The sequence below is a fragment of the Streptomyces sp. NPDC051105 genome, from assembly GCF_040682795.1.
Taxonomy (GTDB): domain Bacteria; phylum Actinomycetota; class Actinomycetes; order Streptomycetales; family Streptomycetaceae; genus Streptomyces.
Genome location: NZ_JBFBBR010000002.1, coordinates 218,430 through 234,041 on the forward strand (window position 1 = coordinate 218,430; position 15,612 = coordinate 234,041).

Sequence of the window (15,612 nt, forward strand, 5' to 3'; positions counted from 1 at the left end):
GGGGGGCGGGGCCGTATCAATGTGCGGCTCCGCCGCGTGGGCGCGAGCAACCACTCACCGGCCCGCACCCGTACGACGAAGGCCCGCACCCCGGGAACCGGGCGGACGACCCAGTTCCGATGCTTCATTCCTCAGACGATTGGATCTCCGTGTCTCTTCTGTCTGCGCGCAGGGGCAGAGCCGTGCCCCTGCCGAGAACCCTCATAGCCGCCCTGCCCCTCGCCCTGGCGGTGGCTCCGCTGGCCGTCGCCCCGGCCCAGGCGGCCTCGAAAGCGGCCGGGCTCACCGTCTACGTCTCCCCGACCGGCACGGACGCCGGCCGGGGCAGCGCCGACCATCCCTTCAAGACCTTGGAACACGCACGGGACTACGTGCGCGACACCAAGAGCAAGGTCGACGGCGACATCCATGTCCGGCTGCTGTCCGGCACCTACCGGCTCAGCCGTACCTTCGCCCTCACCGCCCAGGACTCCGGCCGGGACGGGCAGCGGATCGTCTACGAGGCCGCGCCCGGGGCGCACCCGGTGGTCAGCGGCGGCAAGCAGGTCACCGGCTGGACCAAGGCCGATGCCGACGGCAAGGTCTACAAAGCGAAGCTGACCGGCCTCGACACCCGCCAGCTCTATGTCAACGGCGAGTCGAAGACCCGCGCCCGCAGTGGGAAGAACCCCTCCGGCTTCAGCAAGACGGCCACCGGTTACACCTTCACCGACAGCGCCATCAGCGCCTACAAGCACCCCGCGGACCTCGAAGTCGTCAGCTCCTGGGGCTGGAAGCTCATGCGCTGCCCCGTGGCGTCGATCTCCGGCACCACGATGACGATGCGGCAGCCGTGCTGGCACAACGCCAACCTCCAGCAGGGGCAGGAGATCCAGAACCCGACCTGGCTGGAGAACGCCCGCGAGCTGCTGGACAGCCCGGGGGAGTGGTACCTGGACACGAGCGCCGGCGAAATCTACTACATGCCCGAGCAGGGCGAGAACATGAAGACGGCGGACGTCACCGTGCCCGTCGTCCAGGACCTGGTGGACCTGAACGGCACCCGTGACCACCCCGTCGCGAACGTGTCCTTCCAGGGCATCACCTTCTCCTACTCCACCTGGCTCGAACCGAGTTCGGCCGACGGGCTCATCGAGGGCCAGGCCGGCTTCCGGATGGTCGGCGACGACAACCCGACCTTCGACTCCACGCGCCTGAACTGGAAGAAGACGCCCGGAGCCGTCAACGTCAGCCACGGCCAGGGCATCGAGTTCACCGGCAACACCTTCACGCACCTCGGCGCGGTCGGCCTGAACCTGAACACCGGCACCCAGCACACCACGATCACCGGCAACGTCTTCCGCCAGATCGCCGCGACCGGCATCCAGATCGGCGGAGTCACCTGGGGCGACGCCCACCCGGACGACCCCCGTGACATCACCAAGGACACCCTGGTGAACGACAACGTCGTCACCAAGGCCGCCGACCAGTACAACGGGTCGCTGGGCATCCTGGCCGGCTACACCGACTCCACGGTGATCACCCACAACAAGGTCCACGACCTGCCCTACAGCGGCATCTCCGTCGGCTGGGGCTGGGGCCTGACCGACCAGGGCGGCAACTCGGCCTACCCGGGCAACGCCGGCGTCCCGGTCTCCGACACCCCGACCATCAGCCGTGACAACGTCGTCAGCGACAACGAGATCAGCGACATCATGCGGTCGCAGGCCGACGGCGGAGCGATCTACACCCTCAGCAGCGACCCCGGCGGCAAGGTCACCGGCAACTACATCCACGGCGTCCCGGCGCCCGCCTACGGCGCCGTCTACCACGACGAGGGCAGTCGGCACTGGGAGAACTCGGGCAACGCGTTCTGCGACGTCGCCTTCCAGTGGCTGCTGATGAACCACGCCCAGGACAACACGGCCCGGGGCAACTACACGACCCAGCCCGCCTTCAGCGTCCAGTACCTGAGCCAGAACAACGACGTGGGCGGCAACATCACGGTCGGCTCCTGCGACCAGCTCCCCGCGTCCGTCGTGCACAACGCCGGTCTGGAGAAGGCCTACCAGCACCTCGACCCGGGCCCCACGGTCACCGACCACCAGGCGCCCACCGTCCCCGGCACCCCGGCCGCGGTCACCGACTTCCCGACCGTCGCCGACCTGAGCTGGACCGCCGCCACGGACGACACCGGCGTCACCGGCTACTCGGTCTTCCAGGACGGCAAGCTGGTCAACGCCTCCGGCAAGCCCTCCGTACGCGTCTTCGGCCTCACGGCGGGACGGACGTACACCTTCACCGTCACCGCCCGCGACGCCGCCGGCAACGAGTCCGCGCCGAGCGGGTCGCTGAAGGTCACGATGCCCGACGGCGCGGACCTGGCGCTGAAGAGGCCGGTCACCGCGTCCTCCGACTCGGAGGGCAACGTCCCGGCGAAGGCGGTCGACGGTGACCTGTCGACCCGCTGGGCGCAGGGCCTGGGCCTGCCCGACCCGTCCTGGATCCAGGTCGACCTCGGCGCGTCGTACGACGTGAGCGGCGCGATCACCACCTTCGAGAAGAGCAGCGGCTACAAGTACCGCATCGAGGTGTCACCGGACGAGGTCCACTGGGGGACCCTCGCGGACCACACCGCCGACAGCACCACCGCGCAGACCGACTACGCCGACGCCGGCACCCCGGTCACCGGCCGCTTCGTACGGCTCACCGTGACCGGCTCCAGCGGCAACGGCGGCAGCATCTACGACTTCCAGGTCTACGGCACCGCCCGCGCCCCCGGCTCCGACCACACCGCCCCCAGCAGCCCCGGCCGGCCCACCGCCAAGGCGCTGCTGCCCAGCCTGCTGGACGTCAGCTGGCCCCCCGCCACCGACGACACCGGCGTGACCAGCTACGTCGTCTACCAGGACGGCACCCGGATCGGCGTCACCGGAGACACCACCTACCGGGTCTCGGACTTGAAGCCCGGTACGAAGTACTCCTTCACCGTCGTCGCCCGCGACGCCGAGCTCAACGCCTCCGACCCCAGTACGGCGGCGGAGGTCACCACCCCGCCCGACGACGACCTGGCCCTGGACAAGACGGCGACGGCCTCCTCCGACTCGGAGGGCAACGTCCCGGCGAAGGCGGTCGACGGCGACCTGTCGACCCGCTGGGCGCAGGGCCTCGGCCTGCCCGACCCGTCCTGGCTCCAGGTGGACCTCGGCAAGGACACCGGCGTCTCCGCCGTCGTCACCACCTTCGAGAAGGCGAGCGGCTACAAGTACCGCCTGGAGTACTCCACCGACGGCGCGACCTGGTCGACGTTCGAGGACCACACCGCGGACAACACCGTCGCGCAGACCAACTACTCCTTCGCCGACGAGCCCGTCACCGCCCGATATCTGCGCCTGACCGTCACCGGCTCCAGCTGGAACGGCGGCAGCGTCTACGAGCTCCAGGCGTACGGCGGCTTCTGAACGGTCAGCCGAAGTGCCGTCCCCGCACCCACAGAAACGAAAGCCAGGATGAAGATCACCCATGTCGAAGTACACCGGATCGACGTTCCGGCGGCCAGTCCGCCCTTCCGCTGGCGGGAGGGTCTGAGCGGCAGCGCTCCGGTCGGCGACGGCGCGGTGCTGCGCATCGGCACGGATGAGGGGGCCGAGGGAGTGGCCCTGTTCGCCCGCCCGGGAGCCTTCACCACGCTCACCGAGCTGGTGGACCGGGTCTTCCGCGAGGAACTGGTCGGGGCCGACCCGTTCCAGCGGGAGTGGCTGTGGCACCGGGTGTGGGAGCTGGACCGTATCCACGAACTTCCGCTCCCCACCCTGGGCCTGATCGACATCGCCCTGTGGGACCTGGCCGGCCGCTACCACGGCCAGCCGGTCTGGCGGCTGCTCGGCGGCTTCCGGGAGTCCATCCCCGCCTACGCCTCGACGTCGACGTTCGCCACCACCGAGGAGTTCCTCGACGTCGCCGACCAGTGCCTGGACCTCGGTTACCGGGGCATCAAACTGCATGCCTGGGGCGACGCCCGCCGGGACGCCGCGCTCTGCCTGGCCCTGCGCGCGCACGTCGGCCCGGACGTGCCCCTGATGTACGACGGCTCGGCCGGCTTCGACCTGCCCGACGCGATCCGCCTCGGGCGGGCCCTCTCCGAGGCCGACTACCTCTGGTACGAGGAGCCGATGCGCGAGTTCAGCGTCTCCGCCTACCGGCAGCTCGCCGCGGCCGTGGACGTCCCGCTGCTGGTCGCCGAGACCTCCGACGGCGCCCACATGAACTCCGCCGACTTCATCCGGGCCGGCGCCGCCACCTTCGGCGTCCGGGCCGGCACCACCCTGCGGGGCGGCATCACCGGCGCCATGCGCACCGCCCACCTCGCCGACGCCTACCGGCTCCGCGCCGAGGTGCACGGTTCGGACATCCCCAACCACCACCTGTGCATGGCCATCTCCAACACCACCTACTACGAGTCCCTGGTGACCGCGACGACGGTCGTACGCGAGCGCCACGTGGACGACCGGGGTCTGGTGCACGCCCCCACCGCACCCGGCATCGCCCTTCCCCTCGACTTCGGCTACGGCAGCGAACTCCTGCCGTTCGTCGAACAGCCGCGCTGAGCGGCAAGAACAGAAAGGCAAGACGATGAGGTCTTCCGTCTCCAGGAGAGCGGGCGTTCTGCGTACGGCCGCCGCCGCGCTCTCCCTGACCACCGCGGCGCTCCTGGCCGGCTGTGCCAGCGCCGACACCACCGCGCAGCCCTCTTCCGGGCAGTCGACCTTCGAACCGGTCACGCAGAAGGTCGGTTCACAGATCACGGTCTGGGCGGACTCGACCCGCCTGCCCTCCGTGCAGGCGTACCAGAAGGCCCACCCGGACGTGAAGATGGACATCGTCACGTACGACGGCGGCGCCGACGGCTCGACCTACCTCCAGTCCAAGGTGCAGCTCTTCGACCGGACCGGCAGCGGCTGGCCCGACGTGGTGTTCGGCTCGCCCACCGACGTCACCTGGGCCTCCGAGCCCACCAAGCCGGGCGTGCGGCCGTTCGCCGCCCCGCTGGACGACAAGCTCGTGCCGCAGAACACACTGGACGGCTTCGCCAAGGGTTCCCTGACCCCCTGCCAGTTCAACGGCCACACCTACTGCCTGCGCAACGACATCGCGCAGGTCGTCCTCTGGTACAACAAGTCCCTCATGGACAAGTGGGGTTACCAGGTCCCCACCACATGGGAGGAGTACGAGGCCCTCGGCAAGAAGGTGGCCAAGGAGCACCCCGGCTACCTCGTCGGCTCGGTCGGCGACACCAACTCCCACGAGTCGTACTTCTGGTCCGGCCAGTGCCCGGCGTTCGACCTGGTGAAGCCGGACACCCTGCGCACCGACCTGCAGGACCCGAACTGCACCCGCACGGCCACACTCCTGGACGGCCTGATCGACGCCAAGGCCGTCACCACCAAGGGGTTCTTCAGCCAGGGCTTCGCCAAGGAGAGCGGCGGCAAGGTCCTGATGGCGTACGGCCCGTCCTGGTACGGCCAGTACCTCTTCAAGGCGGCCTTCAACACCCCGGCCAAGCAGGTCGCCGCGGCGCCCCCGCTCACCTGGCAGGGGGAGACGAAGGCGGCCACCGGCAACGTCGGCGGCGGGGTCTGGATGGTGTCCTCGCACAGCGCCAACCTCAAGGCCTCCACGGACCTGGTCACCTGGCTGACCACGTCCGACGAGAACCAGGCGTCGGCGCCCACCTACCCCGCCTACACCAAGGCCGCGCAGGCGTGGCTGAAGAACCCCGCCAACAGCGACTACTTCGCCGACGACGTCAGCGCGGCGTTCGAGCAGGCCGCCGACGAGGTGTGGACCGGCTGGTCGAACACCAGGTTCTCGGACGCCACCGCCTGGTCCAGTGTCGTCCTGCCCGCGCTGACCGCCGGAAAGAGCCTGACCGACACGCTCCCGGCCTGGCAGAAGGAGATCGGCAACGAGGCGAAGGCACACGGATACAAGGTGGAGAGCCAGTGACCCTGCTGGAGACCGAGCGCGTCGCCGTCTCCCCGCTGCGCCGCGGCGCCCCGCCGCGGCGCGGCGGCCGCGCGGGCTACTGCTTCGTCGCCGGCTACGCCCTGCTGCTGCTCGCCTTCGGCATCGTGCCGACCGCGTACTCCTTCTACCTGGCGTTCACCAACGACCGGGGCCAGTTCACCGGCCTGAACCAGTTCGTGAAGGTGGTCCAGGACTACCGCTTCGGACCGGCTTTCACTCACATGCTGGTCTACCTGCTGCTGTGGCTGGCGGCGCTCGTGGTCCTGGTCGTCCTGGTCGCCGTGATCCTGCGCAGCCGGGTCCGACCCGGCACCTCGGCCCTCTTCCGCTTCCTCTACTACATCCCCGGCGCCCTCGCCGGTGTGGCCAGCGTCCTGGTCTGGCTGTTCATGCTGGATCCCGACGTCAGCCCGGTGTCCTGGCTGCTGAAGAGCATGGGCATGCAGACCTTCGCGGCCGTCCTCGCCCCCGCCAACCTGCCGTGGATCCTCATGCTCATCGCCTTCTGGACCGGCGCGGGCGGCTGGATGGTGGTGATGTACGGGGCGCTCAACAACATCCCCGACGAGGTCATCGAAGCCGCCCGGATGGACGGCGCGGGCCCCTGGCGGACCGCCTGGCACATCCAGATCCCGATGATCCGGCAGTGGATCGTCTACATGACCATCATGGCGTTCGCCACCGGCACCCAGCTGTTCGTCGAACCCCAGCTGCTCCAGACGGCCAGCCTCGGCCGGGTCAGCCCCACCTGGTCGCCCAACCAGCTTGCCTACGTGTACGCCTTCCAGCAGGGCGACTTCAACGGTGCCGCCGCCATCTCCGTCGTCCTGCTCGCCGTGGGACTCCTGGCCGCGGGCCTGCTGGTCGCCCGCTCGAACCTGTTCAAGTTGGATGAGTCATGACGCCATCAACTCTCCCCCCGGCCGCGGCGACCCGGCGCGTCCGGCCGACTCGGGCCCTCTCCTTCCTGATCGTGGCCCTCCTGCTGGCCTTCCTCCTCGTCTTCTTCGTCCTGCCGGTGATCTGGCTGCTGCTCGCCCCGTCCAAGACGGCGGGGGAGGTGGTCCGGGACAATCCCCTGTCCTTCGGATCGTTCGGGCAGATCGGTGCGGCCTGGCACCATCTCTTCGCCTTCCAGGACGGAGCGATGCTCACCTGGCTGCGGAACTCGGCGATCTACTCCGGCGGTTCGCTGGTCCTGACCCTCGCGGTCAGCGTCCCCGCCGGCTACGCCCTGGCCCTGACGAAGTTCAGGGGCCGCAGAACGCTTCTCGTGATCACCCTGGTCACCATGATCATGCCGCAGGCCACTCTGGTCCTGCCGATCTTCCTGGAACTCAACCGCTTCCACCTGATCGGCACCGTCTGGTCGGTGATCCTGCCTTTCTCCTTCTACCCGTTCGGCGTGTACCTCGTGTACATCTACTTCGGCAGCAGCCTGCCCAGGGACCTGCTGGCGGCGGCGCGGATCGACGGCTGCACCGAATGGCAGCTCTTCTCCCGCATCGCGCTGCCGCTGGCGAAGCCGGTGATCGGCCTGGTCGCGTTCTTCAGCTTCGTAGGCAACTGGAACAACTTCTTCCTCCCCTACCTGGTCCTTCCGAACAGCGACGAGTTCCCGATCCAGGTAGGCCTCAACCAACTCCTCACCTCCACCCCGTCGTTCAACCCGGTGGCAGGGGCGGGCCTGAACATCACGATCCCCGAACTGGCGCTGGCGATCATCATCGCAATCCTGCCGGTCCTGGTCCTGTTCCTCTTCTCCCAGCGCACGCTGGTGTCGGGGATGCTGGCTGGGGCGACCAAGGAATAGACGTTGCCTGCAACGCACCCTCTTGGGGGGCGGGGCTGTATCCATATGCGGCTCCGCCGCATGGGCGCGACCAGACCCCACGCACCCGCACCCCACAACGACCCGTCACCTCTCCAACAGCATCCTCTGAAGCTCCCGAGCAGCCCGAGGCGGGGCAACATCACTCCGGTGAGCCAACGCAATGGTCCGATGCAACCCCGGCTTGGCCAACGGAGTGACCCGCAACCCCCGCCCCGACCGAGCGGCAACCATCCGAGGCACCACGGCCACCCCCAGCCCGGCCCGCACAAACCCCAACACCGCGTCCATCTCACCCCCCTCAACAGCGAAACCCGGCTCGAACCCAGCGGAGCGACACGCCGCGACGGTCAGCTCCCGCAGGTCGTACCCGTGCCGGAACATCACCAGCCGCTCCCCCTCCAGGTCGGAGATCCGCACCCCGCCCCGCCCCCGCCCGGGCGCCGTCGCCTCGGGCGAGGACACCACCACCAGGTCCTCCCGCAACAGCTCCACCGTGGTCAGCGCGGGCGACGCCGGCGGCAGCGGCAGCACGATCAGCGCCAGGTCCAGCGCCCCGCGCGCCAGCTCCCGTACCAGGTCGTGGGAGCCGCTCTCCTCGATCAGCAGCTGGATCCCGGGATACCGGTCGTGGAAGGCCCGCAGCACGTCCGGCAGCAACCCGGTGCACAGGCTCGGCGTCGCCCCCAGCCGCACCCGCCCGCTCCGCAGCTGCACCAGCTCCTGCACCTCGTGCCGGGCGGTGTCCGCGTCCGCGAGGATCCGCCGGGCCAGCGGCAGCAGTGCCTCGCCCGCGTCGGTGAGGGTGATGTTGCCCCGGGCCCGCAGGAAAAGATCCGCCCCCAGCTCCCGCTCCAGCGCCCTGATCTGCTGGGACAGCGACGGCTGGGCGACATGGACCAGCTCGGCGGCCCGGGTGAAGTGCCGGGTCTCGGCGACGGCGACAAAGTACTGAAGCTGCTGGAACTGCATGGTGACACGATAGCTTCTGGCTATGGAATCGAGCCGGACCATGTCTTGGACCGATCGGGTGTCCGGGCCCTACCGTCCTGAACATGGCTCTGGCAACGCGGACGGACCGACGGCCGTCCATGGCACGCACGATGTGGGACAGCTCCGTCGGCAAGAAGAGCGTGATGGCCGTCAGCGGCCTGATCATGCTGGCCTACCTGGTCGTGCACATGATCGGCAACCTGAAGATCTACTTCGGGGCGGGCGAGTTCAACCACTACGCCCACTGGCTGCGCACCGTCGGCGAACCCTTCATGCACTACGAGTGGACGCTCTGGCTCATCCGGATCGTCCTGGTCGTCGCCGTGGTCGCGCACGCCACGTCCGCCTACCAGCTCAGCCGCCGTGACATCAGGGCGCGCCCCACCAAGTACGTGCACGGCAGGCCCCGGGCCAGCTACGCGACCCGCACCATGCGCTGGGGCGGGATCATCCTCGCCCTGTTCATCGTCTGGCACATCCTCGACCTGACCACCGGTACCGTGCACTCCGGCGGCTTCCAGGAGGGCCACCCGTACCAGAACGTCGTGGACACCTTCTCCACCTGGTACGGCAACGTCATCTACATCGTCGCGATGCTCGCGCTCGGCCTGCACGTCCGGCACGGCTTCTGGAGCGCCGCCCAGACCCTCGGCGTCGGCAGCCGCACCCGCGACCGCGCCCTCAAGGCCACGGCCAACGTCCTCGCGCTGCTGCTCACGGCCGGCTTCATCGCCGTACCGGTGGGCGTCATGACCGGAGTGGTGAGCTGAACATGACCGACTACGTGAACTACACGACCGGCGAGGCCCTCGCCGACGGCAAGGCCCCCTCCGGACCGGTCAACGAGCGCTGGGACACCCGCCGCTTCGAGGCCAAGCTGGTCAACCCGGCCAACCGGCGCAAGCACACCGTGATCGTCGTCGGCACCGGTCTCGCCGGCGGCTCCGCCGGGGCCACCCTCGCCGAACAGGGCTACCACGTCGTCCAGTTCTGCTACCAGGACTCCCCGCGCCGCGCCCACTCCATCGCCGCGCAGGGCGGGATCAACGCGGCGAAGAACTACCGCAACGACGGTGACTCCGTCCACCGGCTGTTCTACGACACCGTCAAGGGCGGCGACTTCCGGGCCCGGGAGTCCAACGTCCACCGGCTCGCGCAGATCTCCGTGGAGATCATCGACCAGTGCGTGGCGCAGGGTGTGCCGTTCGCACGGGAGTACGGCGGTCTGCTCGACACCCGGTCCTTCGGCGGTGTCCAGGTCTCCCGCACCTTCTACGCCCGTGGGCAGACCGGGCAGCAGCTGCTCCTTGGCGCCTACCAGGCGCTGAGCCGGCAGATCGCCGCCGGGAACGTGGAGATGCATCCGCGTACCGAGATGCTCGACGTGATCGTGGTCGACGGGCGGGCGCGCGGGATCGTGGCCCGGGACCTGATCACCGGGAAGATCGACACCTACTTCGCGGACGCCGTCGTCCTGGCGAGCGGTGGCTACGGCAACGTCTTCTACCTGTCGACGAACGCCATGAACTCCAACGCCACCGCCGTCTGGCGGGCGCACCGGCGCGGCGCCTACTTCGCCAACCCGTGCTTCACCCAGATCCACCCCACCTGCATCCCGCGCACCGGCGACCACCAGTCCAAGCTCACCCTGATGAGCGAGTCGCTGCGCAACGACGGCCGGATCTGGGTGCCCAAGGCCAAGGGCGACACCCGGCCCGCCAACCAGATCCCCGAGGACGAGCGCGACTACTACCTGGAGCGCATCTACCCGTCCTTCGGCAACCTGGTCCCACGCGACATCGCCTCCCGCGCCGCGAAGAACGTCTGCGACGAGGGGCGGGGTGTCGGGCCCGGCGGACAGGGCGTCTATCTGGACTTCGCCGACGCCATCGCGCGGCTGGGGCGCAAGGCCGTCGAGGCCAAGTACGGCAACCTCTTCGACATGTACCAGCGGATCACCGACGAGGATCCGTACCAGGTGCCGATGCGGATCTACCCCGCCGTGCACTACACGATGGGTGGGCTGTGGGTCGACTACGACCTCCAGACCACCGTCCCCGGGCTGTTCGCGATCGGCGAGGCCAACTTCTCCGACCACGGCGCGAACCGGCTCGGCGCGAGCGCGCTGATGCAGGGCCTGGCCGACGGCTACTTCGTGCTCCCCGCCACCATCAACGACTACCTCGCCCGCAACCCCCACCAGGAGGCGGTGACGGTCGAGCACCCCGTCGTACAGGAGGTGCTGGCCGAGACCGAGGACCGGTTGAACCTGCTGCTGTCCGTCGACGGCGACCGCACCCCCGACTCCTTCCACCGAGAACTGGGCGAAGTGATGTGGGAGTTCTGCGGCATGGCCCGGACGGACTCGGGGCTGCGCAAGGCACTCGAGCGCATCCCGCAGATCCGGGAGGAGTTCTGGCGGCGCATCAAGGTGCCGGGGACCGGCGAGGAGTTCAACCAGTCCCTGGAGAAGGCCAACCGCATCGTCGACTACCTGGAACTGGCCGAGCTGATGTGCCTCGACGCGCTGCACCGCGCCGAGTCCTGCGGCGGCCACTTCCGGGAGGAGTCCCAGACGCCGGACGGCGAAGCCGCCCGCAAGGACGACGAGTTCGCCTACGCGGCCGCCTGGGAGTTCACCGGTACCGGGGACGCCCCGGTGCTGCACAAGGAAGACCTGGTCTTCGAGTACGTCCACCCCACCCAGCGGAGCTACGCATGAAGCTCACCCTGCGCGTCTGGCGGCAGCGGAACGCCGACGCCGACGGCGCGATGTCCACGTACGAGGTGGACGGCATCTCCTCCGACATGTCCTTCCTGGAGATGCTCGACACCCTCAACGAGGAACTCATCCTGCGCGGCGAGGACCCGGTCGCCTTCGACCACGACTGCCGCGAGGGGATCTGCGGCGCGTGCTCCCTGGTGATCAACGGCGACGCGCACGGTCCGGAGCGGACCACCACCTGCCAGCTGCACATGCGGTCCTTCAAGGACGGCGACACGATCGACATCGAGCCGTGGCGGGCGTCCGCCTTCCCGGTGATCAAGGACCTGGTGGTCGACCGGTCCGCGTTCGACCGGATCATCCAGGCCGGCGGCTACATCACCGCGCCGACCGGGGCCGCGCCGGAGGCGCACGCCACGGCGGTGCCGAAGGCCGACGCCGACTTCGCGTTCGAGCACGCGGAGTGCATCGGGTGCGGGGCGTGCGTGGCGGCCTGCCCCAACGGAGCGGCGATGCTGTTCACCTCCGCCAAGATCAACCACCTGAACGTCCTGCCCCAGGGGGCGCCCGAGCGGGAGACGCGGGTGCTGGACATGGTGGCCCAGATGGACGACGAGGGCTTCGGCGGCTGCACGCTGACGGGGGAGTGCGCGACGGCCTGCCCCAAGGGCATCCCGCTGGTGTCCATCACGAGCATGAACAAGGAGTGGCTGCGGGCCACCCGGAAGGCGGGAAAGCGGTAGCGCCGTAGGAGGCGCGTAAATGAACGTTCGCCGACAAGTGCGGACGGGCGGGGCCGGGGCTGGTGCTCCCCGGCCCCGTTTCGCCGTTCGCCAACCGTCGTGCCAGGGGCGCGCAACGGCCCGGCCGGGTCACGGTAGCGTTGCTTCAGCGCGTCCATAGGGGCACGCGCGGGGGTGGGTCACCCACCGAATCCCGGCATTCAGCAGCCGCACATCCACGGGTCCCGCGCACGTCACGCCGAGTCCAGCCTGCCAAGGAAGAAAGCAGGTGCAGATTTCCTCAGCTACCGCTCGGCGCAGGAGACCTCCATGACCGCCATGCCCGCCTCACCCCCTGCTCTCGCCGCCCCGCCCGGGGACTCCGGCTATCTGGTGCAGCTCGCCCGTGACGAGGACGACGTCCGGGCCGCGCAGCGACTGCGCTACCAGGTGTTCGCCGGAGAGATGGGCGCCCGGCTCGACGGGCCGGAACCGGGGCTGGACGTGGACGCGTTCGACGCGTTCTGCGACCACCTCCTGATCCGGGAAGCCCTCACCGGCGAAGTAGTCGGTACCTACCGGCTGCTGCCGCCCGAGCGCGCCGCCGTCGCCGGCCGCCTGTACTCCGAGGGCGAGTTCGACCTGAGCCCGCTCGCCGACATCCGCTCCGGACTGGTCGAGGTCGGCCGCTCCTGCGTGCACCCCGCCCACCGCGACGGCGCCGTCATCGGCCTCATCTGGGCCGGCATAGCCCGTTACATGGTGGACCGCGGCCACGAGTGGCTGGCCGGCTGCTGCTCCGTCCCGCTCGCCGACGGCGGTGCCCTCGCGGCCGCCACCTGGGAGCGGGTGCGGGCCAAGCACCTGGCCCCGGAGGAACTGCGGGTACGACCGCTGCGCCGGTGGGTGCCCGAGGGGCCGGCCCCGGAGGGCCGTGCCGAACTGCCCGCGCTGCTCCGCGGCTACCTGCGCCTGGGCGCCTGGGTGTGCGGCGAGCCCGCGCACGACCCCGACTTCGGGGTCGCCGACATGTACGTCCTGCTGTCGATGCGCCGGGTCAACGCGCGCTATCTGCGGCACTTCCTCTCGCTCGTCCCGGCCTGATGAGCGTCTGGCTGCCCAGCGCGCCGTGCACCCCCGGCGCGTGCGTGGAGTCCGCGGGGTCCCTCACGGTCCTGCCCCGCGCCGTGCTGCGGTTCGCCGCGGTCGTGGCCCTGATGCTGGTCGCGATCGTGCTGCTCCCGGTCGGCGGGCGGATTCCCACCGAGTGGGTGCGGCGGTTCTCCCGGCTGGTCGTCCGGGCCGCCGGGGTCCGGGTCCGGACCACCGGCAGTGCCCCGGGCACCGGTGGGGTGCTCCTGGTCGCCAACCACATCTCCTGGATGGACATCCCGCTGCTCGCCGCCGTACGGCCCGCGCGGATGCTCGCCAAGAAGGAGATCCGCGAGTGGCCGGTGGCCGGCGCGCTGGTGGCCGGCGCCGGGGCGCTGTTCATCGACCGGGACCGGCTGCGCGCGCTGCCGGACACGGTCGGCCGGATCTCGGGCGCGCTGCGGGAGGGCGCCGCGGTGGTCGCCTTCCCGGAGGGCAGTACCTGGTGCGGCCGGGCCCAGGGCCGGTTCCGCCGGGCCGTGTTCCAGGCCGCCCTGGACGCCGGCGCGCCCGTGCAGCCGGTGCGGCTGCACTACCGGCTGGAAGCAGGCGAGGCCAGCACCGTGCCCGCCTATGTCGGCGAGGACACGCTGCTGGCCTCCCTGTGGCGAGTGGTGTCGACCCGCGGCCTGGTGGCCGAGGTGGACATACGGCCACTGATACCGGCCGGCCGCCACCCGGACCGTCGCACCCTCGCCCGCGCCGCCCAGCCGGTGACCCACGGGCCGGCCTGGACGCACGCGGCTCTGGTGAGTCCCGGCGAGGGCTCTCAGTGGTCGGTCTCCAAGTGGAGCTTGAGCAGGTCGACGCCGTAGTCGGCGCCGTTGGGCGTGCGGATGATGGTGTGGATGTGCTGCTGGGTCGGCGTGCCGCCCGGACCGCCCATGCCCCCGCCGCCGCCCGGCTGACCGGTGGGCATGCCACCGGTGGGCTGCCCGGTCATCTGACCAGTGGGCTGCCCCGAGGGCTGGCCGCCTCCGCCGGTCGTGGTGCCGTAGGCCAGCGGGGACTGGGCGTCGTACTCGATGAGGACGACCGGGCTGTGCACCCGGTAGTAGAAGGCCGAGGTGTCCTTGGTCCCGCCGAGCCAGTAGAAGTACGTCTGGTCCAGGTGCTCCTTCACCTCCTTCATCCTCACCCCGGCGTGGCCGTCGTCCAGGTAGCCGACGTAGACGCCGACCAGGTCGAGGAGTTTGTCCCGCTGGGCCGGGGTGAGTTCGGAGCCGGGCAGGCCCTGGTAGGCGAGCTTGAGGTTGTCGGCGCCCGCGCCCGCCTTCATGTCGGTGCCGGACTTGCCGACCTCGGCGTCGATCACCTTGGCGCGCTGGGCCGAGGAGAGGGAGCGGAGCAGGGCCAGACCGGCCTTGGTCTCCGGCTTGAACAGGGTGATCTTCTCGCCCTGGTAGGTGGCCGAGGTCGGCTCGGAACCCATGAAGGTCGGCGTCATGACGACCTGGTCGCCCAGGACGAAGTAGTTGATCGCCACGTGGTGGCCCTCGTACTGGAAACCCCACGGCTTGCTCGTCGACGGGGTGCCCATGAAGGTGAAGAAGTAGGCGCCCTCGGTGAGGGTCTCCCGGTTGCCGCCGTTGTAGTCGCCCAGGAACGCGTTCAGCTTCATGATGTTACGGGTCTGGGTGAGCCCCTTCGCGGAGAGCGCGGCGCCGAGCAGCGCATAGCCCAGCTCCCGCTTCGCGTCCGTGATGTCGCCCATCCGGACGCCCCTGCGCTCGTAGCCGTCGACATTGCTCCAGGCCAGCCACTCGTCGTCGGCCACGCCAAAGGTGCACGAGGTGCGCTCCTGCGTGCTGAGGCCGTCGAGGAAGGCCTGCGCGGCCTTGACGACCTTGTCCGTGGAGACGTCGGTGGAGTGGACCGAGTACAGGCCGTCGACGACCTTGCCGTCCGTGGTGAGGCCCACGAAGTCCTTGTACTTGACCTCGGACTGGCCGGGGCCCATGCCGCCGGGGCCGCCGGAGGGCATACCGCCACTGGGGGCGCCGGAGGCCGAACTCGACGTGCCGGACGAGCCGTTGGAGCAGCCGGTCATGGTCGCCAGCGCGGCGGCACCGCCGGCGAGCAGCGCCTTGTTCATGAACCAGCGGCGGGTGCGCTCGGCTTCGGGGGTGCGGGGGTGGTGTCCATGCATACGCCCAAACTCCAGGGGCAACCTGAAGCGTTCC

General features: G+C 69.8%; 12 protein-coding genes. 10 read left to right on the forward strand and 2 right to left on the reverse strand.

The genetic code is table 11. The features are described 5' to 3' along the window. Positions 1 to 119: 119 nt before the first annotated feature. Genes AB0N16_RS04950 through AB0N16_RS04970 form a run of 5 tightly spaced genes read left to right on the forward strand, consistent with a single transcriptional unit; the run spans position 120 to position 7,819 of the window. On the forward strand, positions 120 to 3,440 hold the full coding sequence (locus tag AB0N16_RS04950; RefSeq protein ID WP_365793142.1) for a discoidin domain-containing protein: 3,321 nt from the start codon (positions 120 to 122) through the stop codon (positions 3,438 to 3,440). A gap of 48 nt (positions 3,441 to 3,488) precedes the next feature. Further along, on the forward strand, positions 3,489 to 4,586 hold the full coding sequence (locus AB0N16_RS04955) for an enolase C-terminal domain-like protein (protein WP_365793144.1): 1,098 nt from the start codon (positions 3,489 to 3,491) through the stop codon (positions 4,584 to 4,586). A gap of 25 nt (positions 4,587 to 4,611) precedes the next feature. After that, positions 4,612 to 5,985 carry an extracellular solute-binding protein gene (locus tag AB0N16_RS04960; protein ID WP_365793146.1) on the forward strand — a complete coding sequence of 458 codons (1,374 nt, stop codon included), beginning with the start codon at positions 4,612 to 4,614 and terminating at the stop codon, positions 5,983 to 5,985. Continuing rightward, complete coding sequence (locus AB0N16_RS04965) at positions 5,982 to 6,908, forward strand: sugar ABC transporter permease (RefSeq protein WP_365793148.1); 927 nt, start codon at positions 5,982 to 5,984, stop codon at positions 6,906 to 6,908. The genes AB0N16_RS04960 and AB0N16_RS04965 overlap by 4 nt, the downstream gene beginning before the upstream one ends. Further along, a complete protein-coding gene (locus AB0N16_RS04970) occupies positions 6,905 to 7,819 on the forward strand; it encodes a carbohydrate ABC transporter permease (RefSeq protein ID WP_365793150.1) in 915 nt (304 codons plus the stop codon). The genes AB0N16_RS04965 and AB0N16_RS04970 overlap by 4 nt, the downstream gene beginning before the upstream one ends. A 105-nt stretch (positions 7,820 to 7,924) precedes the next feature. Here AB0N16_RS04970 and AB0N16_RS04975 read toward each other — a convergent pair whose 3' ends face one another. After that, positions 7,925 to 8,809: a LysR substrate-binding domain-containing protein gene (locus AB0N16_RS04975; RefSeq protein WP_365793152.1), complete on the reverse strand. Its 885-nt coding sequence runs from the start codon at positions 8,807 to 8,809 to the stop codon at positions 7,925 to 7,927. Positions 8,810 to 8,928: 119 nt separating this feature from the next. On the opposite strand from AB0N16_RS04975, the gene AB0N16_RS04980 reads away from it, so the two are divergent. The 5 genes from AB0N16_RS04980 to AB0N16_RS05000 all read left to right on the forward strand — a co-directional run bounded on the left by AB0N16_RS04980 (position 8,929) and on the right by AB0N16_RS05000 (position 14,244). Then, a complete protein-coding gene (locus AB0N16_RS04980; protein ID WP_365794033.1) occupies positions 8,929 to 9,600 on the forward strand; it encodes a succinate dehydrogenase in 672 nt (223 codons plus the stop codon). Between the two features lie 2 nt (positions 9,601 to 9,602). Continuing rightward, entirely contained in the window at positions 9,603 to 11,552 is a 1,950-nt protein-coding gene (locus AB0N16_RS04985; protein ID WP_365793155.1) for a fumarate reductase/succinate dehydrogenase flavoprotein subunit, read from the forward strand. Continuing rightward, the gene (locus tag AB0N16_RS04990) at positions 11,549 to 12,298 is read left to right on the forward strand and encodes a succinate dehydrogenase/fumarate reductase iron-sulfur subunit (RefSeq protein WP_365793157.1); all 750 of its coding nucleotides are present in this window, start codon (positions 11,549 to 11,551) and stop codon (positions 12,296 to 12,298) included. The genes AB0N16_RS04985 and AB0N16_RS04990 overlap by 4 nt, the downstream gene beginning before the upstream one ends. Positions 12,299 to 12,616: 318 nt before the next feature. Beyond that, on the forward strand, positions 12,617 to 13,381 hold the full coding sequence (locus AB0N16_RS04995) for a GNAT family N-acyltransferase (RefSeq protein WP_365794035.1): 765 nt from the start codon (positions 12,617 to 12,619) through the stop codon (positions 13,379 to 13,381). Further along, a complete protein-coding gene (locus AB0N16_RS05000) occupies positions 13,381 to 14,244 on the forward strand; it encodes a lysophospholipid acyltransferase family protein (protein WP_365793159.1) in 864 nt (287 codons plus the stop codon). The genes AB0N16_RS04995 and AB0N16_RS05000 overlap by 1 nt, the downstream gene beginning before the upstream one ends. Here AB0N16_RS05000 and AB0N16_RS05005 read toward each other — a convergent pair. Then, positions 14,199 to 15,578, reverse strand: coding sequence for a DUF3500 domain-containing protein (locus AB0N16_RS05005; protein ID WP_365793161.1), 1,380 nt, complete (start codon positions 15,576 to 15,578; stop codon positions 14,199 to 14,201). The two genes, AB0N16_RS05000 and AB0N16_RS05005, sit on opposite strands and share 46 nt — an antisense overlap. Between the last annotated feature and the right edge of the window lie 34 nt (positions 15,579 to 15,612).

What these genes read in the sequence shown, in the direction of transcription:
- AB0N16_RS04950 (WP_365793142.1), top strand. Translation starts at nt 120, where the DNA reads ATGCTTCATTCCTCAGACGATTGGATCTCCGTGTCTCTTCTGTCTGCG.
- AB0N16_RS04955 (WP_365793144.1), top strand. Translation starts at nt 3,489, where the DNA reads ATGAAGATCACCCATGTCGAAGTACACCGGATCGACGTTCCGGCGGCC.
- AB0N16_RS04960 (WP_365793146.1), top strand. Translation starts at nt 4,612, where the DNA reads ATGAGGTCTTCCGTCTCCAGGAGAGCGGGCGTTCTGCGTACGGCCGCC.
- AB0N16_RS04970 (WP_365793150.1), top strand. Translation starts at nt 6,905, where the DNA reads ATGACGCCATCAACTCTCCCCCCGGCCGCGGCGACCCGGCGCGTCCGG.
- AB0N16_RS04975 (WP_365793152.1), bottom strand. Translation starts at nt 8,809, where the DNA reads ATGCAGTTCCAGCAGCTTCAGTACTTTGTCGCCGTCGCCGAGACCCGG.
- AB0N16_RS04980 (WP_365794033.1), top strand. Translation starts at nt 8,929, where the DNA reads ATGGCACGCACGATGTGGGACAGCTCCGTCGGCAAGAAGAGCGTGATG.
- AB0N16_RS04985 (WP_365793155.1), top strand. Translation starts at nt 9,603, where the DNA reads ATGACCGACTACGTGAACTACACGACCGGCGAGGCCCTCGCCGACGGC.
- AB0N16_RS04990 (WP_365793157.1), top strand. Translation starts at nt 11,549, where the DNA reads ATGAAGCTCACCCTGCGCGTCTGGCGGCAGCGGAACGCCGACGCCGAC.
- AB0N16_RS04995 (WP_365794035.1), top strand. Translation starts at nt 12,617, where the DNA reads ATGCCCGCCTCACCCCCTGCTCTCGCCGCCCCGCCCGGGGACTCCGGC.
- AB0N16_RS05000 (WP_365793159.1), top strand. Translation starts at nt 13,381, where the DNA reads ATGAGCGTCTGGCTGCCCAGCGCGCCGTGCACCCCCGGCGCGTGCGTG.
- AB0N16_RS05005 (WP_365793161.1), bottom strand. Translation starts at nt 15,578, where the DNA reads ATGCATGGACACCACCCCCGCACCCCCGAAGCCGAGCGCACCCGCCGC.